At 63.3% G+C, this 23951-nt stretch carries 22 protein-coding genes and 1 pseudogene; 13 read left to right on the top strand and 10 right to left on the bottom strand.

Annotated elements, in window-relative coordinates; translation table 11 throughout:
* Nucleotides 1-7: 7 nt before the first annotated feature.
* The 4 genes from B9Y86_RS16700 (at nucleotide 8) to dnaE (ending at nucleotide 5735) form a co-directional block, all read left to right on the top strand.
* Nucleotides 8-658, top strand: a complete 651-nt coding sequence (locus tag B9Y86_RS16700; protein WP_085488218.1) for a DivIVA domain-containing protein — start codon at nucleotides 8-10, stop codon at nucleotides 656-658.
* Nucleotides 648-1226 (top strand): signal peptidase II, encoded by a 579-nt coding sequence (lspA, locus tag B9Y86_RS16695; RefSeq protein ID WP_228515455.1) that lies wholly within the window; start codon nucleotides 648-650, stop codon nucleotides 1224-1226. Before B9Y86_RS16700 ends, lspA begins: the two co-directional genes overlap by 11 nt.
* On the top strand, nucleotides 1226-2149 hold the full coding sequence (locus tag B9Y86_RS16690; RefSeq protein WP_085488216.1) for an RluA family pseudouridine synthase: 924 nt from the start codon (nucleotides 1226-1228) through the stop codon (nucleotides 2147-2149). The genes lspA and B9Y86_RS16690 overlap by 1 nt, the downstream gene beginning before the upstream one ends.
* Nucleotides 2150-2267: 118 nt before the next feature.
* Nucleotides 2268-5735, top strand: coding sequence for a DNA polymerase III subunit alpha (dnaE, locus tag B9Y86_RS16685; protein WP_244894826.1), 3468 nt, complete (start codon nucleotides 2268-2270; stop codon nucleotides 5733-5735).
* A 34-nt stretch (nucleotides 5736-5769) separates the two neighbouring features.
* On the opposite strand, the gene B9Y86_RS16680 is transcribed toward dnaE, so the two are convergent.
* Nucleotides 5770-6309 (bottom strand): flavin reductase family protein, encoded by a 540-nt coding sequence (locus B9Y86_RS16680; protein WP_085488212.1) that lies wholly within the window; start codon nucleotides 6307-6309, stop codon nucleotides 5770-5772.
* Nucleotides 6310-6391: 82 nt separating this feature from the next.
* On the opposite strand from B9Y86_RS16680, the gene hisD reads away from it, so the two are divergent.
* Genes hisD through B9Y86_RS16665 form a run of 3 tightly spaced genes read left to right on the top strand, consistent with a single transcriptional unit; the run spans nucleotide 6392 to nucleotide 9250 of the window.
* Nucleotides 6392-7708 carry a histidinol dehydrogenase gene (hisD, locus tag B9Y86_RS16675; RefSeq protein WP_085488210.1) on the top strand — a complete coding sequence of 439 codons (1317 nt, stop codon included), beginning with the start codon at nucleotides 6392-6394 and terminating at the stop codon, nucleotides 7706-7708.
* Nucleotides 7709-7718: 10 nt separating this feature from the next.
* Nucleotides 7719-8207 (top strand): transcriptional regulator NrdR, encoded by a 489-nt coding sequence (gene nrdR, locus B9Y86_RS16670; protein ID WP_085488208.1) that lies wholly within the window; start codon nucleotides 7719-7721, stop codon nucleotides 8205-8207.
* Nucleotides 8208-8209: 2 nt separating this feature from the next.
* On the top strand, nucleotides 8210-9250 hold the full coding sequence (locus tag B9Y86_RS16665) for a quinone-dependent dihydroorotate dehydrogenase (protein ID WP_085488206.1): 1041 nt from the start codon (nucleotides 8210-8212) through the stop codon (nucleotides 9248-9250).
* On the opposite strand, the gene B9Y86_RS16660 is transcribed toward B9Y86_RS16665, so the two are convergent.
* Nucleotides 9247-9678, bottom strand: coding sequence for a YdeI/OmpD-associated family protein (locus B9Y86_RS16660; protein ID WP_085488204.1), 432 nt, complete (start codon nucleotides 9676-9678; stop codon nucleotides 9247-9249). The two genes, B9Y86_RS16665 and B9Y86_RS16660, sit on opposite strands and share 4 nt — an antisense overlap.
* Nucleotides 9679-9716: 38 nt before the next feature.
* Nucleotides 9717-10298, bottom strand: coding sequence for a DUF3043 domain-containing protein (locus B9Y86_RS16655; RefSeq protein WP_244894817.1), 582 nt, complete (start codon nucleotides 10296-10298; stop codon nucleotides 9717-9719).
* 46 nt (nucleotides 10299-10344) lie between these two features.
* Between B9Y86_RS16655 and B9Y86_RS16650 the strand changes: the two genes are divergently transcribed.
* The 5 genes from B9Y86_RS16650 to B9Y86_RS16630 all read left to right on the top strand — a co-directional run bounded on the left by B9Y86_RS16650 (nucleotide 10345) and on the right by B9Y86_RS16630 (nucleotide 15444).
* A complete protein-coding gene (locus B9Y86_RS16650; RefSeq protein ID WP_085488203.1) occupies nucleotides 10345-11775 on the top strand; it encodes a dipeptidase in 1431 nt (476 codons plus the stop codon).
* A 108-nt stretch (nucleotides 11776-11883) separates the two neighbouring features.
* Nucleotides 11884-12246: an iron-sulfur cluster insertion protein ErpA gene (gene erpA / locus B9Y86_RS16645; protein WP_044443252.1), complete on the top strand. Its 363-nt coding sequence runs from the start codon at nucleotides 11884-11886 to the stop codon at nucleotides 12244-12246.
* Nucleotides 12247-12406: 160 nt separating this feature from the next.
* Nucleotides 12407-13276, top strand: a complete 870-nt coding sequence (ctaC, locus tag B9Y86_RS16640) for an aa3-type cytochrome oxidase subunit II (protein ID WP_139824958.1) — start codon at nucleotides 12407-12409, stop codon at nucleotides 13274-13276.
* A gap of 11 nt (nucleotides 13277-13287) precedes the next feature.
* Entirely contained in the window at nucleotides 13288-15024 is a 1737-nt protein-coding gene (ctaD, locus tag B9Y86_RS16635) for an aa3-type cytochrome oxidase subunit I (protein ID WP_055781588.1), read from the top strand.
* Between the two features lie 3 nt (nucleotides 15025-15027).
* The gene (locus B9Y86_RS16630; protein ID WP_085488202.1) at nucleotides 15028-15444 is read left to right on the top strand and encodes a cytochrome c oxidase subunit 4; all 417 of its coding nucleotides are present in this window, start codon (nucleotides 15028-15030) and stop codon (nucleotides 15442-15444) included.
* A 70-nt stretch (nucleotides 15445-15514) separates the two neighbouring features.
* On the opposite strand, the gene trpS is transcribed toward B9Y86_RS16630, so the two are convergent.
* The 5 genes from trpS to ctaE all read right to left on the bottom strand — a co-directional run bounded on the left by trpS (nucleotide 15515) and on the right by ctaE (nucleotide 21083).
* Nucleotides 15515-16555 (bottom strand): tryptophan--tRNA ligase, encoded by a 1041-nt coding sequence (trpS, locus tag B9Y86_RS16625; RefSeq protein WP_085488200.1) that lies wholly within the window; start codon nucleotides 16553-16555, stop codon nucleotides 15515-15517.
* A gap of 209 nt (nucleotides 16556-16764) precedes the next feature.
* Nucleotides 16765-18405, bottom strand: a complete 1641-nt coding sequence (gene qcrB / locus B9Y86_RS16620) for a cytochrome bc1 complex cytochrome b subunit (protein WP_085488198.1) — start codon at nucleotides 18403-18405, stop codon at nucleotides 16765-16767.
* Nucleotides 18402-19478 carry a cytochrome bc1 complex Rieske iron-sulfur subunit gene (qcrA, locus tag B9Y86_RS16615; protein WP_085488196.1) on the bottom strand — a complete coding sequence of 359 codons (1077 nt, stop codon included), beginning with the start codon at nucleotides 19476-19478 and terminating at the stop codon, nucleotides 18402-18404. The genes qcrB and qcrA overlap by 4 nt, the downstream gene beginning before the upstream one ends.
* A gap of 89 nt (nucleotides 19479-19567) precedes the next feature.
* The gene (qcrC, locus tag B9Y86_RS16610; protein ID WP_085488194.1) at nucleotides 19568-20356 is read right to left on the bottom strand and encodes a cytochrome bc1 complex diheme cytochrome c subunit; all 789 of its coding nucleotides are present in this window, start codon (nucleotides 20354-20356) and stop codon (nucleotides 19568-19570) included.
* Nucleotides 20357-20414: 58 nt separating this feature from the next.
* Nucleotides 20415-21083: an aa3-type cytochrome oxidase subunit III gene (ctaE, locus tag B9Y86_RS16605; RefSeq protein WP_082466303.1), complete on the bottom strand. Its 669-nt coding sequence runs from the start codon at nucleotides 21081-21083 to the stop codon at nucleotides 20415-20417.
* 65 nt (nucleotides 21084-21148) lie between these two features.
* Here ctaE and trpD point away from each other — a divergent pair, with 65 nt between their 5' ends.
* Nucleotides 21149-22201 (top strand): anthranilate phosphoribosyltransferase, encoded by a 1053-nt coding sequence (trpD, locus tag B9Y86_RS16600; protein ID WP_085488192.1) that lies wholly within the window; start codon nucleotides 21149-21151, stop codon nucleotides 22199-22201.
* Nucleotide 22202: 1 nt separating this feature from the next.
* Here the strand turns inward: trpD and glpK are convergent, their stop codons facing one another.
* Nucleotides 22203-23717 carry a glycerol kinase GlpK gene (glpK, locus tag B9Y86_RS16595; RefSeq protein ID WP_085488190.1) on the bottom strand — a complete coding sequence of 505 codons (1515 nt, stop codon included), beginning with the start codon at nucleotides 23715-23717 and terminating at the stop codon, nucleotides 22203-22205.
* 79 nt (nucleotides 23718-23796) lie between these two features.
* Nucleotides 23797-23951, bottom strand: a pseudogene (locus B9Y86_RS16590) (aquaporin); the annotation flags it as partial.

The raw sequence follows: 23951 nt of genomic DNA, 5'->3' as shown, positions 1-23951 counted from the left end.
GAAGAACATGGCGTTAACTCCAGAAGACGTTGTTAACAAGCGCTTCGCGCAGACCAAGTTCCGCGAGGGCTACGACCAGGACGAGGTCGATGACTTCCTGGACGAGGTCGTCGTTGAACTGCGTCGACTGACCCAGGAGAACGAGGAGCTTCGCGCTCAGCTCTCCTCGGGAGGCTCCGCTCCTTCGGCGGCTGTTGATGCACCCGTCGTCTCCGAGCCTGTTGCCGACGCTCCCGTCGTCGACGCGGTCGTCCCCGAACCTGTCGCCGCTGCTCCGGCCCCGGTCTCCGCTGTTCCGGCCCCCGCTGCCGACGACGACGCGGCTTCGACCACGAACCTCCTGCAGCTGGCGCGCCGCCTGCATGACGAGCACGTCAAGGAGGGCGCGGACAAGCGCGATGCACTCATCGCCGAAGGTCACGCGACCGCCGCGCGCATCGTTGCAGAAGCAGAGACGAAGCAGCGCAACGACCTCGCACGCCTGAACCAGGAGAAGGCTGCCATCGAGCACCGCATCGATGAGCTGCGCTCGTTCGAGAAGGACTACCGCGTGAAGCTCAAGAGCTACATCGAGGGCCAGCTCCGCGACCTCGATTCCTCGGGCACCGAAGGCGGATCGACCTCGTCTGCACCGAGCTACACCGGCTTTGGAGGCTAGGACTGCCGCGAAGGCCAGTCCCAGGGTCCTGATCGTCCTGGTTCTCGTTGCAATCGCTGCGTTTATCCTCGATCAAGGCTCTAAGTATCTCGTTGTCACAACGTTGAAACCGGATGAGGTCGTCCCCGTGCTGGGCGACCTCCTCCAGTTTCAGTTCGTCAAGAACCCGGGCGCTGCCTTCTCGATAGGCAACGCCTACACCTGGATCTTCTCGATCCTCGCGTCTGCGGTCACCGTCTTCATCGTCTGGTTCGCACGCCGCATCCGCTCTCTCGGCTGGGCGATCGTGTTCGGTCTCCTCCTCGGTGGAGTACTGGGCAATCTCACCGATCGTCTGTTCCGTGAGCCGGGCTTCGGAGTCGGCCATGTGGTCGACTTCCTCCGCATCCCGCTGCTGCCGGCCATTTTCAATATCGCCGACACGGCGATCGTCGTCAGCATGGGCCTCTTCCTCATCCTGACTCTGCGAGGCATCGGCCTCGACGGGTCTCGGCCCGTCCGCCCGGGCGACGAGGAGTCGGACGAACTCCGGGAATCGTCGGCGACAGCGCCCGGCGAAGCCTCCTGATGGCAGAGAACCGATCTTTTCCGGTTCCCGACGGCCTCGACGGCAGCCGGGTCGACGCGGCTCTGGCGAAGATGCTCGGGTTCTCCCGCACCTTCGCAGCGGAGATCCTCGATGCCGGCGGAGTGACGGTCGACGGAGTCGAAGTCGGCAAGTCCGACAGGCTCCGGGCCGACTCGTGGCTCGAGGTGACATGGAGTCCCAAGACCGAAGTCCAGATCGTGCCGATCGACGTGCCCGATCTGGGAATCGTCTATGACGATGACGACATCGTCGTCATCGACAAGCCGGTCGGCGTCGCGGCACATCCCTCCGTCGGCTGGACCGGCCCGACGGTTCTCGGAGCACTCGCGGGGGCGGGCTTCCGCATCTCGACGAGCGGGGCCGCCGAGCGCGCGGGCATCGTGCACCGACTCGACGCGGGCACCAGCGGTCTCATGGTCGTGGCCAAGAGCGAAGACGCCTACACGTGGCTCAAGAGCGCTTTTCACGACCGTGAGGTCGACAAGATCTATCACGCCGTCGTGCAGGGTCATCCCGATCCTCTCGCCGGTACCATCGACGCTCCCATCGGTCGCCACCCTCGTTCCGACTGGAAGTTCGCTGTGACCGCCGCGGGCAAGCCCAGCGTGACGCATTACGAGACGCTCGAGGCATTTCCCTCGGCCTCGCTGCTCGAGGTGCATCTAGAAACCGGGCGCACGCATCAGATCCGTGTTCATATGGCGGCACAGCGGCATCCGTGCGTCGGCGACGCGATGTACGGCGCCGACCCGACGATCTCTGCGCGTCTCGGCCTCACGAGGCAGTGGCTGCACGCCAAGCGTCTCGGATTCATCCACCCGAGGAGCCGAGAGTACGTGTCGTTCGAATCTCCGTACCCACTCGATCTGCAGCACGCGCTCGACATTCTTCGGCGCGACTGAGGTCGTGAGTCGGGAGAGCCGACGTAAACTTAGAGACCTCTCGCCCCAGCTTTAGTCGGAGTCATCTGTGCCTTCTCAGGATTCATTCGTTCACCTCCACGTGCACAGCGAGTACTCGATGCTCGACGGTGCCGCGCGGGTGAAACCCCTGATCGAAGCCGCAGTCGAGCAGGGCATGCCGGCTGTGGCGGTGACCGACCACGGCAACGTCTTCGGGGCATTCGACTTCTGGAAGACCGCCACGGACGCGGGCATCAAGCCGATCATCGGAACCGAGGCGTACATCACGCCGGGCACAGCCCGGGGCGATAAGACTCGAGTGAAGTGGGGCGGTCCTAACTCCGGGCGAGACGATGTCTCCGGATCCGGCGCCTACACGCATATGACGCTGCTCTCCGAGACCACGGAGGGCATGCACAACCTCTTCCGGCTGTCGTCGCGCGCGTCAATCGAGGGGTACTACTTCAAGCCGCGTATGGACCGGGAGCTGTTGAGCATGTACTCAACAGGGCTCATCGCTACGACCGGATGCCCGAGCGGCGAGATCCAGACTCGTCTGCGACTGGGGCAATACGACGAGGCGCGCAAGGCTGCCGCCGACTACCGCGACATCTTCGGCAAAGAGAACTACTTCGCCGAGATCATGGATCACGGGCTCGGCATCGAGCGGCAGATCATGCCCGATCTGCTGCGGCTTGCCAAAGAGCTCGATCTGCCGCTGGTTGCAACCAACGACTTGCACTACACGCATGCCCACGACGCGACGAGCCACGCTGCGCTTCTGTGCGTTCAGTCGGGTTCCACACTCTCCGACCCCAATCGCTTCAAGTTCGACGCCGACGAGTTCTATCTGAAGTCCGCGGCCGAGATGCGGCACCTGTTCCGCGACCACCCGGAGTCGTGCGACAACACGCTGCTCATCGCCGAGCGCTGCGAGACCGTCTTCAACACGTCGGCGAACTACATGCCCCGTTTCCCGGTTCCCGAGGGCGAGACCGAAGACACCTGGCTGGTCAAAGAAGTAGAGGCGGGCCTGATCGCTCGCTATCCGAACGGCATCCCCGACGATGTGCGGGCACGTGCCGAGTACGAGACAGGCGTGATCCTTCAGATGGGGTTCCCCGGATACTTCCTCGTCGTGGCCGACTTCATCAACTGGTCGAAGAAGAATGGAATCCGCGTCGGGCCAGGCCGAGGGTCGGGAGCCGGATCGATGGTGGCGTACGCCATGAACATCACCGATCTCGACCCCATCAGACACGGTCTCATCTTCGAGCGTTTCCTCAATCCCGACCGCGTATCCATGCCCGACTTCGACGTCGACTTCGACGACCGTCGCCGCGGTGAGGTCATCAAGTACGTCACGGAGAAGTACGGTGACGAGCGTGTGGCCCAGATCGTCACGTATGGAACCATCAAGGCCAAGCAGGCGCTGAAGGACTCGTCTCGTGTTCTGGGTTTCCCCTTCGGTATGGGCGACAAGCTCACCAAGGCGATGCCGCCGCCCATCATGGGAAAAGACATCCCGCTCTCGGGCATCTTCGACACGAAGCACCCGCGCTACAAGGAGGCGTCCGACATCCGTGCCGTGATCGAGAGTGATCCCGAGGCGCGCACGGTTTTCGACACTGCTGTCGGCATCGAAAACCTCAAGAGGCAGTGGGGCGTGCACGCCGCCGGTGTGATCATGTCGAGCGAGCCTCTGATCGACATCATCCCGATCATGAAGCGTGAACAAGACGGGCAGATCGTCACGCAGTTCGATTACCCGGCAGCTGAGGCTCTCGGCCTCATCAAGATGGACTTCCTCGGTCTTCGAAACCTGACGATCATCGACGACGCGCTCGACAACATCCAGTCGAACCGTGGGCACCGCCCGGTTCTCGAGGATCTCGAACTCGACGATGTGCCGTCATACGAGCTGCTGGCTCGCGGAGACACCCTGGGCGTGTTCCAGCTCGACGGAGGAGCCATGCGCTCGCTCCTGCGCCTGATGAAGCCCGACAACTTCGAAGACATCTCGGCCGTGCTCGCGCTCTACCGGCCCGGCCCGATGGGTGCCGACTCGCACACCAACTACGCCCTACGAAAGAACGGGCTGCAGCCGATTACGCCCATCCATCCCGAGCTCGAGGAGCCTCTCTTCGAGGTGCTGGGAACGACGTATGGCCTGATCGTGTATCAAGAGCAGGTCATGTCGATCGCGCAGAAGCTCGCAGGCTTCACGCTGGCCCAGGCCGACCTCTTGCGCCGGGCAATGGGAAAGAAGAAGAAGTCCGAGCTCGACAAGCAGTTCGAGGGCTTCTCTGCCGGGATGAAGGCCAACGGATACTCGATGGCCGCCGTTCAGACCCTCTGGGATATCCTCCTTCCCTTCTCCGACTACGCCTTCAACAAAGCCCACTCCGCCGCCTATGGAGTGGTTTCTTATTGGACCGCGTATCTCAAGGCCCACTATCCGGCCGAATACATGGCTGCTCTGCTGACCAGCGTCGGCGACTCCAAAGACAAGATGGCGCTCTACCTCAACGAGTGCCGGCGCATGAACATCAAGGTGCTTCCGCCCGATGTCAACGAATCGATCGGCTTCTTCGCCGCTGTGGGGGAGGACATCCGGTTCGGGCTCGGCGCCGTGCGCAACGTGGGCTTCAACGTCGTCGACGGCATCAAGAACTCCCGCGAAGAGAAGGGCCGCTTCGAGTCGTTCCACGACTTCTTACGCAAGGTTCCGCTGCCCGTCACGAACAAGCGGGCCATCGAGTCGCTCATCAAAGCCGGCGCATTCGACTCGCTCGGTTCCTCCCGTCGGGCTCTAATGGAGATCCACGAGGACGCGGTCGAGAGCGCGGTCAGTGACAAGAGAGCCGAGGCGAACGGCCAGGTCGGATTCGACTTCGACAGCCTCTGGGACGAGCCGCAGACCGAGAGTCAGGTTCCCGAGCGGCCGGAGTGGACGAAGCGCGACAAGCTCGCCTTCGAACGGGAGATGCTCGGCCTCTACGTCTCCGACCACCCCCTGGCCGGTCTCGAGATCCCTCTGGCGAAGCACGCGTCGACATCCATCACCGATCTGCTCGCGAGCGAGCACACTCAAGACGGCGACCAGGTGACGGTTGCCGGGCTCATCACCAGCGTGCAGCATCGCACGGCGCGCAACAGCGGCAACCAGTACGGCATGATCCAGATCGAGGACTTCGGCGGCGAGGTCACCGCCATGTTCATGGGCAAGTCGTACCAGGAGTTCGCCCCCGCGCTGACGAACGATGCGATCGTCGTCGTCCGCGGACGAGTGAGCATGCGCGATGACGGACTGAACTTGCACGCGTTCAGCCTGTTTTCACCCGATCTGGGTCAGGCCGGCGGCTTCGGCCCGGTCGAGATCTCGATGACGGAGTCGCGGGCCACGACAGACACGGTTCAGGCACTGAACGACGTGCTCATCCGGCACTCCGGCGACACCGAGGTTCGCCTCAAGCTGGTCAAGGGTCAGACCGCGCGGATCTTCGAGATCCCCTATCCTGTGCGGGTCTCGGCCGATCTCTACGGCGAATTGAAGTCGCTGCTTGGCCCGAACTGCCTGGCGTGAGACGGGGGCCGTCGTCCGCCCGATGCGACCACGGCTATGCGTGGTCGCCGAGCAGCCGATACGCGCGCTCGTGGTACAGCAGCGCCTCGTCGTCGTCGCCGAGGCCGCCCTGCTCTACCTGAACGGCGACGACAGCGTTGTTGTGCAGTGGCATGCGTCCGATGATGCGTCCCACCATCCATGCGGTCACGTCGTTCAGAATGGGCAGTCCATGCGGGCCTGTGTGCCAGTGATCGCCCTCGAAACGAAGCGCCTGGTCGCCGGACATGATCTCGGCGACCGACCTGTTGCGCGAACCGAGCATGTGGATGGCCACGTAGTCGGTCTCGGCGATCGCTCGCCAGGCGCTGGCGGAGCGCGCCATGTTGAAGGTCGCCATGGGCGGCACGGCCGAGAGCGACGACAACGACGTGGCGGTGAAGCCGACCGGTGCACCATCGGGGGAGAGCGCCGTCACGACAGCCACCCCGGCAGCGTGTCGCCGAAACGCCTGCTTGAATGCGACGAGATCGTCGGGAGTCTGCGGCTGGGTGGACGTGCCCTCGGGTGCGTCGGGCTGAGTTGTATCGGTCACACTGTCCTCCAACTCGACACTGCGTGTGAGCTATTCCCGACGGCGGCCGCCGGTATGCATCGGCCAATACAATGGACAGGCCATGATTCAGACGATCGACCTTCGGGGTCACAAGCCTAGCCCTTCAGAACTCATCAACCTCGTGCCGCGGTCACTCACCGACGTGTCTGCAGCGCAGGTTGCAGCTCAGCAGCTGATCGATGACGTGATCGACAGGGGAGAGCAGGCCATCCTCGACCAGGCACTGCGATTCGACGGTGTCACCCCCCGGTCGATCCGTGTGTCCCAGAGCGATATCGACGAGGCCGTCGCCAGCCTGGATCCCCACGTGCGCGTGGCTCTCGAAGCGGCGATCGAACGTGTGCGCATGGCGACGCGCGCTCAGGTTCCTCCGGCCACGACAACGACGCTGGGCGAGGGTGCCGTCGTCGAGCAGCGGTGGCACCCCGTCGAACGGGTCGGTCTCTACGTTCCGGGAGGCAAAGCGGTCTACCCCTCGAGTGTGGTGATGAACGTCGTTCCCGCTCAGATCGCCGGGGTCAGATCGATCGCTCTTGTATCACCGGCACAGAGAGAATTCGGTGGGTCAGTGCACCCGACGATTCTCGGCGCCGCCGGACTTCTGGGAATCACCGAGGTCTACGCCATGGGCGGAGCAGGAGCTATCGGCGCACTCGCCTACGGCGTCCCTGCTCTCGATCTCCATCCCGTTCAGGTCATCACGGGCCCGGGCAATGTCTACGTCGCCGCGGCGAAGCGCATCGTCGGTGCACGAACGGGTATCGACTCCGAAGCCGGCCCGACCGAGATCCTCATCATCGCCGATGCAGACGCCGATGCCTCTTTCGTCACGGCCGATCTGGTGAGCCAGGCGGAACACGACGAACTCGCGGCGGCCGTGCTGGTGACCGATTCACCGGAACTCGCAGACCGGGTGCGCTCACTCCTCGATGAGATGGCACGCTCGACCCGCCACGCGGAGAGAGTGGCGATCGCGCTCGATGGCATTCAGTCGGCGATCGTGCTCGTCGACGATCTGTCGGCTGCGGCAGAGTTCAGCAACGCCTACGGTCCGGAACATCTCGAGATCCAGACGATCGATCCAGACGCGGTTGTCTCGAGCATCCACAATGCTGGAGCGATCTTTCTCGGCGCATACTCGCCGGTGAGTCTCGGCGACTACTTGGCGGGCTCCAATCACGTGCTTCCGACGGGAGGCCAATCGCGATTCTCATCGGGCCTGGGCGCGTATACCTTCCTCCGCCCGCAGCAGATCATCCGTTACGATCGTGCGGCGCTTGGCGAGGTCAAAGATCGCCTCCATGCTCTCGCCGAGTCCGAGAACCTCCCGGCGCACGCTGAGGCGGTTGCCGTACGCTTCGATTCTCCAGACCGTTAGGCCCCGCGACATGTTCTGCCCCTATTGCCGCTATCCCGACTCGCGTGTCGTCGACTCCCGGACGACCGACGACGGCCTCGCCATCAGGCGCCGACGCCAGTGTCCTGAATGCGGTCGACGCTTCAGCACCACAGAGACCGCGAGTCTCAACGTCATCAAGCGCAGCGGCGTGGTCGTGCCGTTCAGCCGAGACAAGATCGTGAGCGGTGTGCGAAAGGCATGCCAGGGGCGGCCGGTCACCGATTCCGATTTGGCCATACTCGCCCAGCGCGTCGAGGAGACCGTGCGGCTCAGCGGGGCCGCCCAGATCGAGGCCAATGACATCGGCCTCGCCATCCTGCAGCCGCTTCGTGAGCTCGACGAGGTGGCATACCTGCGCTTCGCCAGCGTCTATCAGGGATTCGATTCGCTCGACGACTTCGAAGCGGCGATCACGCTTCTGAGAGTCGAGCACGAGGCGGCCCGATCGAGCAACGACAGCGAAGCCACGGTCGAGTGAGAATGTATGCACTCCTCTTCACTCACGTCCTGACCCGTATCGATCCGGAACGGGCGCACCACCTTGCGTTCACGGTGATCCGGCTCATTCCCCGCCTCGGCCTCGGCGGTCTCGCTCGCCGGTTCACAGCGTCCCGGTCGTCACACGCCGTACGCACGCTGGGGCTCGAATTCGCGACCCCATTCGGCCTCGCAGCCGGTTTCGACAAGGATGCCCGTGGCATCCAGGGTCTGGGCGTGCTCGGGTTCGGGCATGTGGAGGTGGGCACGATCACGGCTCATCCGCAGCCGGGCAACGAGAAGCCCCGCCTCTTCCGTCTCATAGCCGACCGAGCGGTCGTGAACCGCATGGGATTCAACAACGGGGGAGCGGCTGAGGCGTCGCTTCGCGTGGCGAGGGCGACCGGGCTTCGCGCAAGGCCCGTGATCGGTGTCAATATCGGAAAGAGCCGCATAGTCGCCGTCGAAGACGCGATCGGCGACTACATCTCGAGCACGCGCGCCCTCGCGCCTGTCGCCGACTACCTCGTCGTCAACGTCAGCTCACCGAACACTCCCGGCCTCCGTGGACTGCAGGAGATCGACAAGCTCGAGCCTTTGCTCAGAGCGGTGAAGACCGAAGCCGGCTCGACACCGCTCCTCGTGAAGATCGCACCCGATCTCACCGACGACGAGGTGGAGAGGGTGTCCCAACTCGCCGTCGATCTAGGTCTCGACGGAATCATCGCCACGAACACGACGCTGTCCAGGCACGGACTTCGTACGGCTGAGGAGACCGTTGCGGCGGCTGGCGCCGGAGGGCTGTCGGGGGCACCTCTCGCGGCGAGGTCGCTCGACGTCTTGCGTGTCATCCGGTCGGTGGTCCCCGCCGAACTCTGCGTCATCTCTGTCGGTGGCATCGAGACGGCTCACGACGTGGCCGAACGGCTGCGTGCGGGAGCCACGCTGGTGCAGGGATACACAGCGTTCCTCTACCGCGGTCCGCTCTGGGCGCGGCAGATCAACCGCGGTCTGGATCGGCTCCTCGCAGCGGACCGGGACTAGCGGAGTTCTGCCAGAGCTGCATCGACGCGCCGCAGCCGGGTGGACTCCGTCTTGGCCGACTCGATCGACAGCACGATGCGATTCTGGTTCGTGTACGACAGCGCGTCGAAGCGTGCCTTTGACTCGGGATCGTCGATCAGTGCCCTGGCGAGGTCGGCCGGAACGGTGACCGTTCGAGGTGCGGTGTCGCGTTCTACCTCTACCTCGACCTCGTCTCCGCCGGCGACATTCGCCTGCGCCCGATTGGCGGCGCTCAACGAGATCATCAAACGACCCTTGTATGCCGCGACGCTGCTTCGGTAGCTGTGCGACCCGATGGTGACGACGACCGGGATCCGCTTCTCGGGTCCGAGGGCCGACATGACCTCACTGGGCACCTCGATGCCCGTGTTGTTGCCGTCGATCACGACGGTGGTCACGAATTTCATCGACGTCGTCGTTCAGTGTCGGTTGCTCGTCGTGAGGATCAGACCGGGTACTTGCCGCGCTTGACCTGCGGCTTGGGAAGGCGAAGGGGTCGCAGCTGCAGGGCACGCATCGCCGCGTACCAGCGCACGCCCTTCTCTACCTTGCTGTCGCCGAACTTGGCCTTCAGCTTGCGGGTGACGAGCCAGCCGAGCAGCAGGCTGTCGACGACCACCAGAACGACGAACGCGTAGAGGGCGAGCATCAGAGCGGTCTGCACGGTCGGGTTCGGAACCAGTGTCGCCAGGATCACGGCAAACATGACGGGGATCATGACCTCGCCGAGGCTGAACCGCGCATCGACGTAGTCGCGGACGTAGCGGCGCTGCGGACCCTTGTCGCGGAGGGGGAGGAACTTCTCCTCGCCGTTCGCCATGCCGACGCGCGCACGGTCACGGGACTCTTGCAGCTTCGCCCGTGACGCCTTGCGGGCCTCTTTGTTGTCGCCGGCGACGAGAGGGCGCTTGTTGGCGGCCTCTCGCTCTTTGCGGGTGGGAGTCGCGTGGCCCTTGCCGCTGATGGGGGCGTCGTCGAACTGCGCGTCGCGCGGTGCGTCGAGAGCGGGGGCTTTGTCTTTGGCCACGATGTACGTCCTTGCCGAGAAGTGCAGAAGTATAAAGTTTACCTCTATGACTGAGAACACGGGCGCGACATATTCCGATGACAATGACCTGCAGCGAGTGGTGCGCGGCATCGTCGAGCAGAATATGCCGGCCTCCGTCGCGACGCTGACCGACCTCGTGCGCATCCCTTCCGTGTCGTGGGACGCATTCGATCGCGCGTTCGTCGCGCAGAGCGCCGATGCGGTCGCGTCGCTGCTCGAACAGACGGGTGCCTTCGACTCGGTCATCGTCTCGCAGGCCGAGACCCCCGAGGGCTCTCTCGGTCAGCCCGCCGTGCTGGCTTCGCGCGCAGCGAAGAATGGTCGTCCCACGGTGCTCCTCTACGCGCATCACGACGTTCAGCCTCCCGGCGATGACGCCGACTGGGATTCCGCTCCCTATGAGCCCACCATTCGAGGCGATCGTCTCTATGGCCGCGGGGCATCAGACGATAAGGCAGGGGTCGTCTCTCACATCGCGTCGATCCAGGCACTGGTCGAGGCCACGGCGAACGAGTTCGATCTCGGACTCGTCGTCTTCATCGAGGGCGAAGAAGAATTCGGTTCGCGCTCGTTCGCGGCGTTTCTCGACAAGCACCGCGACCAGCTCGAGGCAGATGTCATCGTCGTCGCCGACTCCGACAATTGGAACGTCGACACTCCGGCCCTGACCATCAGCCTTCGGGGCAACGTCACCTTCAAGCTCACCGTGCGCACGCTCGAGCATGCCTCGCACTCGGGCATGTTCGGCGGTGCCGCTCCGGATGCGATGCTCGCGATGGTGCGGCTGCTCGCGTCGCTGCATGGCGACGACGGGTCGGTCGCTGTCGAAGGACTTGTCGGCACCCAGGGTGCTACTCCGGAGTACTCCGAGAGCCAGCTGGCCCACGAAGCGGGATTCGTCGAGGGAGTCACGAGCGTCGGTAACGGTTCGATCCTCTCGCGTCTCTGGTTCCAGCCGGCCATCACGGTCACCGGTATCGATGCACCCAGCGTCGCCAACGCATCCAATACTCTTCTGCCGCAGGTCGCCGTGCGCATCAGCTCACGCATCGCGCCGGGCCAGAAGGCCAGCGACGCGTTTGCGGCGATCGAGAGGCACCTGCGAGAGAAGGCTCCCTTCGGAGCCGCGATCGAGATCAGCGACGTCGACCTCGGCGACGCATTCCTCGTCGATACGACAGGCTGGGCCGTGCGTGAAGCGAAGACGGCGATGAAAGACGGGTGGGGTGTCGACGCTGTGGATACCGGAATCGGTGGGTCCATCCCGTTCATCTCGGATCTCGCCCGTGTCTTCCCGGCCGCGCAGATTCTCGTGACCGGGGTGGAGGACCCCGACACCCGTGCCCACAGTCCCAACGAATCGCAGCATCTGGGTGTGCTCAAGCGCGCGATTCTGAGCGAGGCGTTCCTTCTGGCCCGACTGAACGAGCGAACTGTCGCCGATCTGGCGGAATGAATTCCGCCCACGCACGGTTTGCGTGTTTAGACTGACCAGTAACGACGTACGTGTGCGAGGTATCGCGCATCACGGCGCACGTGCTTTCCCGACTTCCTAGGAGCAGCCATGAGCGACACCGTATTGACCCAGACCGAGGCTCCCAGCCACCGCGTGGGCGTCACCGACGCCGCAGCCGAGAAGGTGCGCAGCCTGCTCATTCAAGAGGGCCGCGAAGACCTGCGACTGCGCGTCGCCGTGCAGCCCGGCGGCTGCTCAGGCCTCATCTACCAGCTGTACTTCGACGAGCGTCAGCTCGACGGCGATGCTGTCGTCGACTACAACGGGGTCGAGGTCATCGTCGATGAGATGAGCGTTCCCTATCTCGACGGCGCGACCATCGACTTCGAAGACACCATCCAGAAGCAGGGCTTCACGATCGACAACCCCAATGCGGGTGGAAGCTGCGCCTGCGGCGATTCGTTCCACTGATTCTTCGGGCCCGACGAGGCCCGGAATTCCGCTGTTCCGCAAGGGAGTCGCTGTCAAGCGGCTCCCTTTGTGGATTCAGGCGGGCGTGTTATGTCGAGTAGGCTAGAGCACGGTTCTCTACACTTGTCGGTAGTTCCTCCGACAGTCTTCCGAAAGGTCACTGGTGCGCTCTCGACGTCTCCGCCTGGCTGCAATTCCCATTGCCGCCACCCTCGCACTCCTCCTCGCGGGCTGCACTCAGCAGCAGCTCCAGGGATGGCTGCCCACCGAGCCGGGAACGACGAACAACGTCGACCGGGTGATCGGGCTATGGGTCACCTCGTGGATCGTGCTTCTCATCGTCGGAATCATCACCTGGGGCCTCACGCTCTGGGCCGTGATCGTCTACCGCCGTCGCCGTGGGCAGACCGGACTTCCCGCTCAGCTTCGCTACAACATGCCGATCGAGATCTTCTACACCGTGGTCCCGCTGATCCTGGTTCTCGGTTTCTTCGCGTTCACGGCGCGTGACCAGTCGGCCATCGAGGCCAAGTACGACGACCCCGACGTCACGATCGCCGTCTACGGCAAGCAGTGGGCGTGGGACTTCAACTACGTCGACGCCGACGTCTACTCGCCCGGCATCCAGGGCCAGCCGAACCCCGACGACGCCAAGGGCAGCCTTGTCGAGTCCGAAATCCCGACCCTGTATCTGCCCGTGGGTAAGAAGGTCGAGATTCAGCTCGAGTCTCGCGACGTCATCCACTCCTTCTGGGTCATCGACTTCCTCTACAAGAAGGACATGATCCCCGGCAAGACGAACTACATGTACGTCACGCCAGAACGCATCGGAACCTACAGCGGAAAGTGCGCTGAGCTCTGCGGCGAGTACCACTCGCTCATGCTCTTCAACGTCAAGGTCGTCTCTCAAGACGATTACGACGCGTATATCAAGTCTCTGAAGGATGCCGGCTTCAACGGCCAGCTCGGACACGAGTACGACAGAAATCAGAACCTCCCCGGCACGACGTCGCCCCGGGTAGCGGAGTAGGGGAAACGCAGATGACGACTACAGCCGTAGCGCCGACCACCGGTCAGGCCCTCAACGACGGACAGTCCCGCAGCGCGGAGCGCAAGGGCAACGTCCTGGTCAAGTGGATCACTTCCACAGACCACAAGACCATCGGGTACATGTACCTGATCTCCTCGTTCATCTACTTCTGCCTCGGTGGAGTGATGGCGCTCGTCATCCGGGCTCAGCTCTTCGAGCCCGGTCTGGAGATCCTTCAGACCAAGGATCAGTACAACCAGCTGTTCACCATGCACGGCACGATCATGCTGTTGATGTTCGCTACGCCGCTGTTCGCGGGTTTCGCGAACGTTCTCATGCCGCTGCAGATCGGTGCGCCCGATGTCGCGTTCCCGCGACTGAACGCCTTTGCGTACTGGCTCTACAGCTTCGGAAGCCTCATCGCCGTCGCGGGCTTCCTCACCCCTCAGGGTGCCGCCTCGTTCGGCTGGTTCGCCTATGCGCCGCTCTCGAGCGAGACCTTCACCCCGGGAGACGGCGGAAACCTCTGGGTCATCGGCCTCGGTATCTCCGGATTCGGAACGATCCTCGGAGCGGTGAACTTCATCACGACCATCATCACGATGCGTGCTCCGGGCATGACCATGTTCCGCATGCCGATCTTCACGTGGAACATCCTCGTGACCTCGATCCTCGTGCTGATGGCGTTCCCCGTCCTCGCAGCGGCTCTGTTCGCGCTCGGCGCCGACCGCATACTCGGGGCCCACGTCTACGACGCCGCCAACGGGGGAGTCCTGCTGTGGCAGCACCTCTTCTGGTTCTTCGGCCACCCCGAGGTGTACATCATCGCGTTGCCGTTCTTCGGCATCGTGTCAGAGGTATTCCCTGTCTTCAGTCGCAAGCCCATCTTCGGTTACAAGACGCTGATCTACGCCACGATCTCGATCGCCGCGCTCTCCGTTACGGTGTGGGCTCACCACATGTACGTGACCGGCTCGGTGCTGCTGCCCTTCTTCGCCCTGATGACAATGCTCATCGCCGTGCCCACGGGTGTGAAGATCTTCAACTGGATCGGCACGATGTGGCGAGGCTCTGTCACCTTCGAGACGCCCATGCTCTGGGCGATCGGCTTCCTGATCACGTTCACATTCGGTGGGCTCACCGGCGTCATCCTGGCTTCACCGCCGCTCGACTTCCACGTTTCGGACTCGTACTTCGTCGTCGCCCACTTCCACTACGTGGTCTTCGGCACCGTCGTCTTCGCCATGTTCAGCGGGTTCTACTTCTGGTGGCCCAAGTGGACCGGCAAGATGCTCAACGAGACTCTCGGCAAGTGGCACTTCTGGATGCTGTTCATCGGCTTCCACACGACGTTCCTCATCCAGCACTGGCTCGGCGTCGTGGGTATGCCGCGTCGGTACGCTACGTACTCGCCGCAAGACGGGTTCACATCGATGAACCAGGTGTCGACGGTCGGAGCGTTCCTGCTCGCAGCATCCCTGGTGCCGTTCTTCTTGAACGTGTACATCACGGCTCGTCGCGCTCCCAAGGTCACGGTGAACGACCCGTGGGGTTACTCGCGTTCACTGGAGTGGGCCACGTCGTGCCCGCCGCCGAGGCACAACTTCACGTCTATTCCGCGTATCCGCAGCGAATCGCCCGCGTTCGACCTCAACCACCCGGAGGCGGGTATCCCCTTCGGAGTGGGCCCAGCGAAAGACGCTCCCGACGCTCCGACGTACGACACAGCATCCGAGAAGGTGAAGTAACCGATGAGAGCGAATAAGAATCTCTTCTGGATCCTGGCGGTCTTCTGCCTCCTCCTCTCGGGTGTCTACATCTTCTGGCACATCATCGACCAGGGCAATGTCGAGTGGGTGGGTGCCCTCGGTATCGGCCTCGCGGGTGTCCTGTCGGCATTCCTCGCGTTCTACCTGGGCCGTGTCTTCAGTGCACAAGGCGGAGACCTTCCTGAAGACCGTCTCGACTCCGATATCGATGATGGCGACCCCGAGATGGGCTTTTACAGCCCCTGGAGCTGGTGGCCAGTCATCCTCGCCGGGTCGGCTTCGCTGATGCTGCTGGGCTTCGCTGTTGGAACGTGGATCACCTTCATCGGTGTCGCCCTCGTTCTGGTCGCGATCGTCGGCTGGGTCTACGAGTACTACCGGGGATACTTCGCCCGTTAGATCCACGTGCGCTTCAGGGCCCGTCTCGTTCACTCGAGACGGGCCCTTTTGCGGTTCCCGCCTAGATCGGTCAGTAGCTCGTTCCCATGGCTGCGCGCACCTCGGCAAGCGTTGTCTCCGCGGCGGTATTCGCAACCTCATTTCCTTCACCGAGAATTCTGCTCGCGAGATCAGGATCGCTGGCGAACGCTCGCCGTCTCTCCCTGAGGGGCGCCAGATAATCGTTCACAGCGGTCGCTGTTACCTCCTTCAAGGCGCTGCTACCGCGGTCGCCGATCTCTGCGGCGAGTTCGACCGGATCGACGCCGAGACACAGAGAGGCCGTCGATAACAGCGCTGAGACGCCAGGGCGCTGCTCGGGGTCGAAGCTGATTCGGCGGTCCTGATCTGTTCTTGTCCGGCAGATCGCGTCGACTGTCTCATCAGGCGTCATCGAGAGAGAGATCGCGTTGCCGTAGCTCTTCGACATCTTCCTTCCGTCGAGGCCGGGAACTTCGGGTGCCGAGGTGATGAGCGCATCCGGCACGGGGAACACCTGGCCGTAACGCTCGTTGAACCGCCGAGCGATGACACGGGTCATCTCGACATGCGGGAGATTGTCTTTGCCGACCGGCACGAGGTTTCCCTTGCAGAACAGGATGTCTGCGGCCTGGTGCACCGGATAGGTCAGTAGCAGCCCGCTCAAGGCTCGTCCAGACGCTGCGAGTTCTGCCTTCACGGTGGGATTGCGATGCAATTCGGCCTCCGTGACGAGACTGAGAAACGGCAGGAGCAGCTGGTTCAGTGCGGGCACCGAGGAGTGCGTGAAGATAGTGGTCCGCTTCGGATCTATGCCTGCGGCGAGATAGTCGAGCACCGCGCTATGCACGTTCTCTCGAACGTGAGCTGTCGTGTCGCGGTCGGTGATGACCTGATAGTCCGCGAGCACGATAAACATCTCGACACCGGCCTCTTGCAGCCGCACTCGTTCCCTGATTGTGCCGAAGTAGTGACCCAGGTGTAGCGGCCCGGTGGGTCGCTCACCAGTAAGCACGCGAAAGCGCTCCGGATGGAGGGCTACGGCGGCTGAGACTTCAGCCGATCGCTGCGCAGTTGAGGTGAAAGAATCCATTCGTGTCTCCCGATCTGTTGGGAGCCGCACGGAGTACTCGGGCCGTTCACGAGCCGCCGTGCAGCCCGTGAACATGTTTCAACCGGCTGCTATCGCAGCCACCACCATGCGGAACGGTTGAAACTCATGTAGGGGACGATACCAAAAAATCCGCCGGATCATCTCGGAGGAGACGATCCGGCGGATCTGGATGCAGTGCTGTCGCGATGTTAGTGGTGGCCGCCGCGTTCGATCTCTTTGGGGCTCACGGGTGCGATGCGGTCTTCGAAGAACCATCGCGACATGCCGGCACGGAAACGCTGCACGGCGGTGATCTTGCCCTGGGCGTTCGGGCGGATCATCAGTGGCTGGTAGTCGTTGTAGTCCACCAGCTTCCAGCGCTCGTACTCGTCGACAGGCTGGTGCACCTCGATGTACTCGCCGCCCGGGAGGCGCACGATGCGCCCCGATTCGAAACCGTGCAGGGCGATCTCGCGGTCCTTCTTCTGCAGGGCGAGGCAGACGCGCTTTGTAACGAGGTAACCGATGATCGGGCCGAGGATGAGCAGAGCCTGATTCACGTGGATCACACCCTCGATCGACAGCTGGAAGTGCGTGGCGATGATATCGGAGCTCGCCGCACCCCAGAGGGCGGCGTAGAACAGGACTCCGGCGACACCGATCGCGGTGCGGGTCGGCGCGTTGCGCGGGCGGTCGAGCAGGTGGTGCTCGCGCTTGTCGCCCGTGACCCAGGCCTCGATGAACGGGTAGACCAGAACGGCCACGATCAGGCCGGTGAGAAGCAGTACCGGAATGAGGATGTTGAACGACCAGGTACGGTTCCACAGCTCGAACTCGAGTCCCGGTGGCATCAGCCGGAGGGCGCCGTCGGCGAATCCGATGTACCAGTCGGGCTGTGTACCCGCGGAGACCGGTGACGGGTCGTAGGGGCCGTAGTTCCAGATGGGGTTGATGGTGAAGAACGTGCCCATCAGTGCGATGACACCGAAGACGATGAAGAAGAAGCCACCCGCCTTGGCAGCGAACATCGGCAAGATGGGGGAGCCGACGACGTTGTCTTTCGTCTGGCCTGGTCCCGACCACTGCGTGTGCTTGTGCACGACGACGAAGACGAGGTGCAGGGCGAGCATGACGGCAAGGATGGCCGGCAGCAGCAGGATGTGCAGGGAGTAGAGGCGTCCGACGATATCGGTTCCGGGGAATTCGCCGCCGAAGAGCAGGAACGAGATCCAGGTCCCTACGACGGGCAGTCCCTTGATGAGACCGTCGATGATTCGCAGACCGTTGCCCGAGAGGAGGTCATCGGGAAGCGAGTATCCCGTGAAGCCCTCGGCAAGAGCGAGGATGAAGAGGATGAAGCCGATGACCCAGTTCAACTCGCGCGGCTTGCGGAAGGCGCCCGTGAAGTAGATGCGGAGCATGTGGATGCCGATGGCCGCGATGAAGGTCAGCGCAGCCCAGTGGTGGATCTGGCGGATGAGAAGGCCACCGCGAACGTCGAACGAGATGTTCAGCGTCGACGACATGGCCGTGGACATCTCGACACCCTTGAGCGGCACGTACGAGCCGTTGTAGACGACCTCGGCCATAGAGGCCTGGAAGAAGAACGTGAGGAACGTTCCGGTCAGAAGGATGACGACGAAGCTGTAGAGGGCGACCTCGCCGAGCATGAACGACCAGTGATCGGGGAAGATCTTGCGGCCGAATTCCTTGACGACGCCCGAGATGCTCGTGCGCTCGTCGATATAGTTCGCTGCGGCCTCCGTGAAGCGGCTTGTGCTGCTCCTCTGCGACGACGTCTGTGTCGGGGCTGGGGCCGGTGCGGTGTCCGGGGTGGTCACTGTGCTCATGATGAAGATCGCTCCCAGAAGCTCGGGCCGACAGGTTCGTGGAAATCGCTCTGGGCGATCAGGTAGCCCTCGCCGTCAACGGCGATAGGCAGCTGCGGCAGCGCACGCTTCGCCGGTCCGAAGATGACCTTGCATTCTTCGGTGACGTCGAATGTCGACTGGTGGCAGGGGCAGAGCAGGTGGTGCGTCTGCTGCTCGTAGAGAGCGACGGGGCATCCAACGTGGGTGCAGATCTTGGAGTAGGCGACGATGCCGTCGTACGACCATCCGGTCCGCTCCGCGCTCTCTTTGAGCTTGGAGGGGTCGAGGCGCATAAGGAGAACGGACGCTTTCGCCTTCTCTTCGAGGCGATGCTCCGATTCGTTCAGTCCCTCGGGGATCACGTGGAAAGCAGACCCGAGCGTGACATCGGATGCCTTGATCGGGAGCCCCGACGGGTCGAGGGTGAGGCGTGCGCCCTTCTTCCACATCGTGTGTTCGAGCATCTCGACGGGATTTTCGTTCTGAGGACCCCAGCCGCGGAAGAGGACGACCGCGGGAAGGGGAAAGGCCACGAGGGCACCCAGGAGAGTGTTGCGGACGAGTGTGCGGCGTCCGAAGCCGGACTCCTCGTTAGCCTGCTTGAAGATCTCGACGGCGCGGGCGCGTGTTTCTTCGCTGCCGCGGACGGGGTGGCGCTGGTCGATTCCCTCGTGGTTGGCCATGAGGCTCTTCGACCAGTGAACCGCACCGAATCCCAGCCCGAAGAGCGCGAGAACGATTCCGATGCCGAGCATCATAGTGTGCAGGCGCAGTGCGCCGGTGTCGCCGTCTTCGATGGGGAACGCCATGTACGAGGCGATGGCGAAGATGCTGCCGACGATCGACAGATAGAAGAAGGTGTAAACCTGTCGTTCGGCCTTCTTCTCGGCCTTCGGGTCGGTGTCGGTCACACGCGGACGGTGAGCCGGGAAGCCCGGGTTCTCAAACGTCTCGGACGGGATGACGGCCGTGCCAGGAGCTGCCGTCTCGTGGGAGACGCCAGCCGACGAAACAGCGGTGATGTCCTTGCCGCTCATATCGTCATGTGCCATGTGATTGCCTTTCGAGCTTTTCTTCGAGGGCGTCCTTCTCAGGTCGTCCTCGCCTCGGTGAAGAATGTGTTAGCAGCCGGTTCGCTGGTCTAGTTCGACTTCGCAGTGAGCCACACGGTCAGGGCGACGATGGCACCCAGCCCGAAGATCCACACGAAGAGTCCCTCTGCCACGGGGCCCAAGCTGCCGAGTTCGTATCCACCAGGAGACGGGTTCTTCTCGATGTACTTGAGGTACGTGATGACGTCGCGCTTGTCTTCGGGGGAGAGGTTCTTGTCGTTGAAGACCGGCATGTTCTGCGGACCGGTGACCATGGCCTCGTAGATGTGCACGGCGGCGACGCCGGTCAGCGCCGGCGCGAACTTGCCCTCGGTGAGCGCTCCACCTGCGCCGGCCACGTTGTGGCACATGGCGCAGTTGATGCGGAAGAGTTCGGCTCCGTTGCTCGCGTCGCCCTTGGCGTCGAGCAGGCTCTCGTCGGGAACTGCCGGTCCGGGGGAGAGAGAGGCGACGTAGGCGGCCAGTGCCTCGGTGTCTTCTGCGGTGAACTGAGGTGCCTTCTCCATAGCCTGGGGGCCCTGCATAGCCATGGGCATACGACCTGTACCGACCTGGAAGTCAACAGAGGCGGCGCCGACTCCGAGGAGGCTGGGGCCCGCGCCGGTGCCCTGAAGGTCGAGTCCGTGGCAGCTGGCACAGTTGGCGGCGAAGAGCTTCTTGCCCTCGTCGATCGTGGTCTGCGACGCGGTGCTGGTCTCAGCTGTGGCCGTGCCGCTGAAGAGCGTGTATGCACCACCGGTGAACATAAGTCCGATTGCGATCAGGGCAACGGTCGCCAAGGGGTGACGTCTGTTTGCCGTGCTGCCTTTTCGGGCCATTCTCTTCACTCTTTTCACAACTCTCTTCGTTCGACCGGGGTTCGGGTGGGCCGGTCGGTTATTTCAGTACGTAGATGACGAGGAACAGGCCGATCCAGACCACGTCGACGAAGTGCCAGTAGTACGACACGACGATGGCGCTGGTCGCCTCGCGGTGCCCCATGTTCTTGACGGCGAAGATCCGGCCGATGACAAGCAGGAAGGCTATGAGTCCACCGGTCACGTGGAGACCGTGGAAACCGGTGGTCAGGTAGAACGCCGAACCGTAGGCGCTGGAACTCATCGAGATGCCCTCGGAGACCAGCGTGGCGTACTCGAAGATCTGGCCCGAGACGAAGATCGCGCCGAGCAGGTAGGTGAGGAAGAACCACTCGGTGGTTCCCCACTGCGTCGGCTTCCACCCGGTGGCGCGCGCCTGCAGACGCTCGGCTGCGAAGACACCTGCCTGGCAGGTGAAGGAACTCGCGACCAGGATGAGAGTGTTCACGAGGGAGAAAGGAACGTTGAGAACGCTCGACTCGCTCTCCCATAGTGGGCCCGACGTGCTACGGAGAGTGAAGTAGATGGCGAAGAGGCCGGCGAAGAACATCACCTCGCTTCCGAGCCACACGATTGTGCCCACTGCCACGACGTTAGGTCGTTGGATCAGGGGGGCACTCGAAGTCTGGGTCAGGGAGCTGCTCGTCACTTCTCCATTATGTCCGATATCAGCACAGGGTTTTTGCATTTGGGTATGAGTGGCGGCGCCCATTGACACCGGTCGGTCAGTCGTCTGGCCTTTAGAATCGGCCTATGGCGTACTCAGAGTCCTGGTCCGGAATTCTCTCCACTCTTCTTGCTCGAGAGGATCTTTCTGTATCTGACTCCTCATGGGCGATGGATCAGATCATGTCGGGTGACGCATCGGACGCTCAACTCGCCGCTTTTCTGGTCGCTCTGCGTGCCAAAGGCGAGACGGTCGACGAGATCGTCGGTTTCCGCGACGCGGTGCTCGACCACGCGGTCGGTCTCGACGTCGACCCGCTTGCGCTCGATATCGTCGGTACGGGCGGTGACAGGCATGGCACTGTGAATGTCTCGACTATGGCGTCGATCGTGGCTGCCGCTGCCGGCGTCCCTGTCGTGAAGCACGGAAACAGGGCCGCCAGCTCGAAGTCCGGTTCCTCGGATGTGCTGCAGGCGCTCGGTGTCGATCTCGACATCTCGAACGTGCGCACGGCTCAGGTGCTCGACGAGGCGGGAATCACCTTCGCTTTCGCGGCGAAATTCCACCCCGGGTTCGGCAATGTCGCGAGCGTCAGACGGGAGTTGGGCGTGCCGACGGTCTTCAACTACCTCGGCCCGCTGTGCAATCCGGCCAGGCCGGAGGCATCCGCTGTCGGTGTGGCTCAGCTCGATAGGGTGCCGATCTTCGTGGGCGTCTTTCAGACGCGGGGAGCCACGGCCCTTGTGTTCCGCGGTGACGATGGACTCGACGAGTTGACCACCACGGGCCACAGCCATATCTGGGAGGTGTCGTTGGGCGCCGTGGTCGAACACGATCTCGACCCTCGAGACCTCGGCTTGGCACGGGCGAAGATGAGCGATCTGCTCGGCGGTGACGCCGAGCACAACGCCGATATCGCCAGGCGGGTGCTTCGGGGTGAGACGGGGCCGGTGCGCGACATCGTGCTACTGAATGCCGCCGCGGGTCTGGTCGCGTTCGAACTCGCATCCGATCCGGAGCAGGGACGCAGGCCGATCGTCGAGCGCTTGCGAGAAAAAATGGCCGTAGCCGCCCGGACGATCGATTCCGGGGCGGCGACGGCCACTCTCGACGCGTGGGCCGAAGCCACGCGTCACTGAATCACTGGGTGTCTTCGTCGACCCAGTCGAGGGTCTTCGTGACGGCCTTCTTCCAGTTGCGCAGCAGACGCTCGCGCTCGGCGTCGTCCATGCTGGGCGTCCAGCGCTTGTCCTCCTGCCAGTTGGCGCGGAGTTCATCGAGGGTCGACCAGAAGCCCACGGCGAGTCCCGCCGCATAGGCCGCGCCGAGCGCCGTGGTCTCTGCGACGACGGGGCGCACCACCGGCACATCGAGGATGTCGGCCTGGAACTGCATCAGGCGGTCGTTGGCGGATGCGCCGCCGTCGACCTTCAGCTCGGTCAGCGGTACGCCGGAGTCGGCGTTGACCGCATCCAGAACCTCGCGGGTCTGGAACGCGATGGCCTCGATCGCGGCGCGGGCGATGTGGCCCTTGTTCACGTATCGGGTGAGACCGACCAGGGCGCCGCGGGCATCCGATCGCCAGTGCGGAGCGAACAGACCCGAGAACGCGGGTACGAAGTAGGCGCCACCGTTGTCGTCGACCGTGTCGGCCAGCGCCTCCACCTCCGGCGCCGACGAGATAATGCCGAGGTTGTCGCGCAACCACTGGATGAGCGAGCCGGTGACGGCGATGGAGCCTTCGAGGGCGTAGTGGGTTTCTCCGTCTCCGAGTTTGTAGCCGATGGTGGTGAGCAGGCCGTTCTCGCTCTTGACGATGTCGGTGCCGGTGTTGAAGATGAGGAAGTTGCCGGTGCCGTAGGTGTTCTTCGCCTCGCCCTTGTCGAACGCGGCCTGGCCGAATGTGGCGGCCTGCTGGTCGCCCAGGATTCCGGCCACCGGAACCTCGCGCAGCAGGCTCGAGTCGTGCACGAGTCCGTAGACCTCGGAGGAGCTCTTGACCTCGGGCAGCATCGATCTCGGCACGTTGAAGACGGCGAGGATGTCGTCGTCCCATTCGAGCGTTTCGAGGTTGAGGAAGAGGGTGCGGCTCGCATTGGTGACGTCGGTGATGTGAACGCCGCCATCGACGCCTCCGGTGAGGTTCCAGGTCACCCAGCTGTCTGTGGTTCCGAACAGCAGGTCGCCGGCTTCGGCGCGTTCGCGGGCGCCTTCGACGTTCTCGAGGATCCAGACGATCTTGGTACCGGCGAAGTACGTCGACAGCGGGAGACCGACGACGTCTTTGAAGCGGTCTCCGCCGCCGTCTGCAGAGAGGCGATCGACGATCTCCTGGGTGCGGGTGTCTTGCCAGACGATGGCGTTGTAGACGGGCTCGCCGGTGTTCTTGTCCCAGACAACCGCGGTCTCACGCTGGTTGGTGATGCCTACGGCCTTGATGTTGTGGCGCGTGATATTGGCCTTCGAGAGCGCCTGACCGATGACCTCGCGGGTGTTGTCCCAGATCTCTTTCGGGTTGTGCTCGACCCAGCCCGCCTTGGGAAAGATCTGCTCGTGCTCCAATTGGCCTGTCGAGACGATAGAGCCCGAGTGGTCGAAGACGATCGCGCGAGTGCTGGTGGTGCCCTGGTCGATGGCCAGGATGTAGTCCGTCATGTCTAACTCCTTCGTTAAGTTCTGCGGTCCGATGCAAACAGCGGGCCCGGTCACCATAGTGGCCGGGCCCGCTGGGAATTCAGGTGAGGATGGGGAGGAGTGGTCCGGCGGCGAGGCCGGCGATGACGCCTCCGACGATGGGGCCGAAGACCGGGATCCAGGAGTACGACCAGTCCGATCCGCCCTTGCCCTTGATCGGCAGTAGGGCGTGCGCGATACGCGGACCGAGGTCAC

Source organism: Agreia pratensis, from assembly GCF_900177685.1.
Lineage (GTDB): Bacteria > Actinomycetota > Actinomycetes > Actinomycetales > Microbacteriaceae > Agreia > Agreia pratensis.
This window is presented reverse-complemented; position numbering and strand designations above follow the sequence as displayed.

Bases quoted from the DNA above. Each gene is read 5' to 3' on its own strand.
- B9Y86_RS16700 (WP_085488218.1), top strand. From the start codon at position 8: ATGGCGTTAACTCCAGAAGACGTTGTTAACAAGCGCTTCGCGCAGACC.
- B9Y86_RS16690 (WP_085488216.1), top strand. From the start codon at position 1,226: ATGGCAGAGAACCGATCTTTTCCGGTTCCCGACGGCCTCGACGGCAGC.
- dnaE (WP_244894826.1), top strand. From the start codon at position 2,268: ATGCTCGACGGTGCCGCGCGGGTGAAACCCCTGATCGAAGCCGCAGTC.
- hisD (WP_085488210.1), top strand. From the start codon at position 6,392: ATGATTCAGACGATCGACCTTCGGGGTCACAAGCCTAGCCCTTCAGAA.
- nrdR (WP_085488208.1), top strand. From the start codon at position 7,719: ATGTTCTGCCCCTATTGCCGCTATCCCGACTCGCGTGTCGTCGACTCC.
- B9Y86_RS16665 (WP_085488206.1), top strand. From the start codon at position 8,210: ATGTATGCACTCCTCTTCACTCACGTCCTGACCCGTATCGATCCGGAA.
- B9Y86_RS16660 (WP_085488204.1), bottom strand. From the start codon at position 9,678: ATGAAATTCGTGACCACCGTCGTGATCGACGGCAACAACACGGGCATC.
- B9Y86_RS16650 (WP_085488203.1), top strand. From the start codon at position 10,345: ATGACTGAGAACACGGGCGCGACATATTCCGATGACAATGACCTGCAG.
- erpA (WP_044443252.1), top strand. From the start codon at position 11,884: ATGAGCGACACCGTATTGACCCAGACCGAGGCTCCCAGCCACCGCGTG.
- ctaD (WP_055781588.1), top strand. From the start codon at position 13,288: ATGACGACTACAGCCGTAGCGCCGACCACCGGTCAGGCCCTCAACGAC.
- B9Y86_RS16630 (WP_085488202.1), top strand. From the start codon at position 15,028: ATGAGAGCGAATAAGAATCTCTTCTGGATCCTGGCGGTCTTCTGCCTC.
- trpS (WP_085488200.1), bottom strand. From the start codon at position 16,555: ATGGATTCTTTCACCTCAACTGCGCAGCGATCGGCTGAAGTCTCAGCC.
- qcrB (WP_085488198.1), bottom strand. From the start codon at position 18,405: ATGAGCACAGTGACCACCCCGGACACCGCACCGGCCCCAGCCCCGACA.
- qcrA (WP_085488196.1), bottom strand. From the start codon at position 19,478: ATGGCACATGACGATATGAGCGGCAAGGACATCACCGCTGTTTCGTCG.
- qcrC (WP_085488194.1), bottom strand. From the start codon at position 20,356: ATGGCCCGAAAAGGCAGCACGGCAAACAGACGTCACCCCTTGGCGACC.
- ctaE (WP_082466303.1), bottom strand. From the start codon at position 21,083: ATGCAAAAACCCTGTGCTGATATCGGACATAATGGAGAAGTGACGAGC.
- trpD (WP_085488192.1), top strand. From the start codon at position 21,149: ATGGCGTACTCAGAGTCCTGGTCCGGAATTCTCTCCACTCTTCTTGCT.
- glpK (WP_085488190.1), bottom strand. From the start codon at position 23,717: ATGACGGACTACATCCTGGCCATCGACCAGGGCACCACCAGCACTCGC.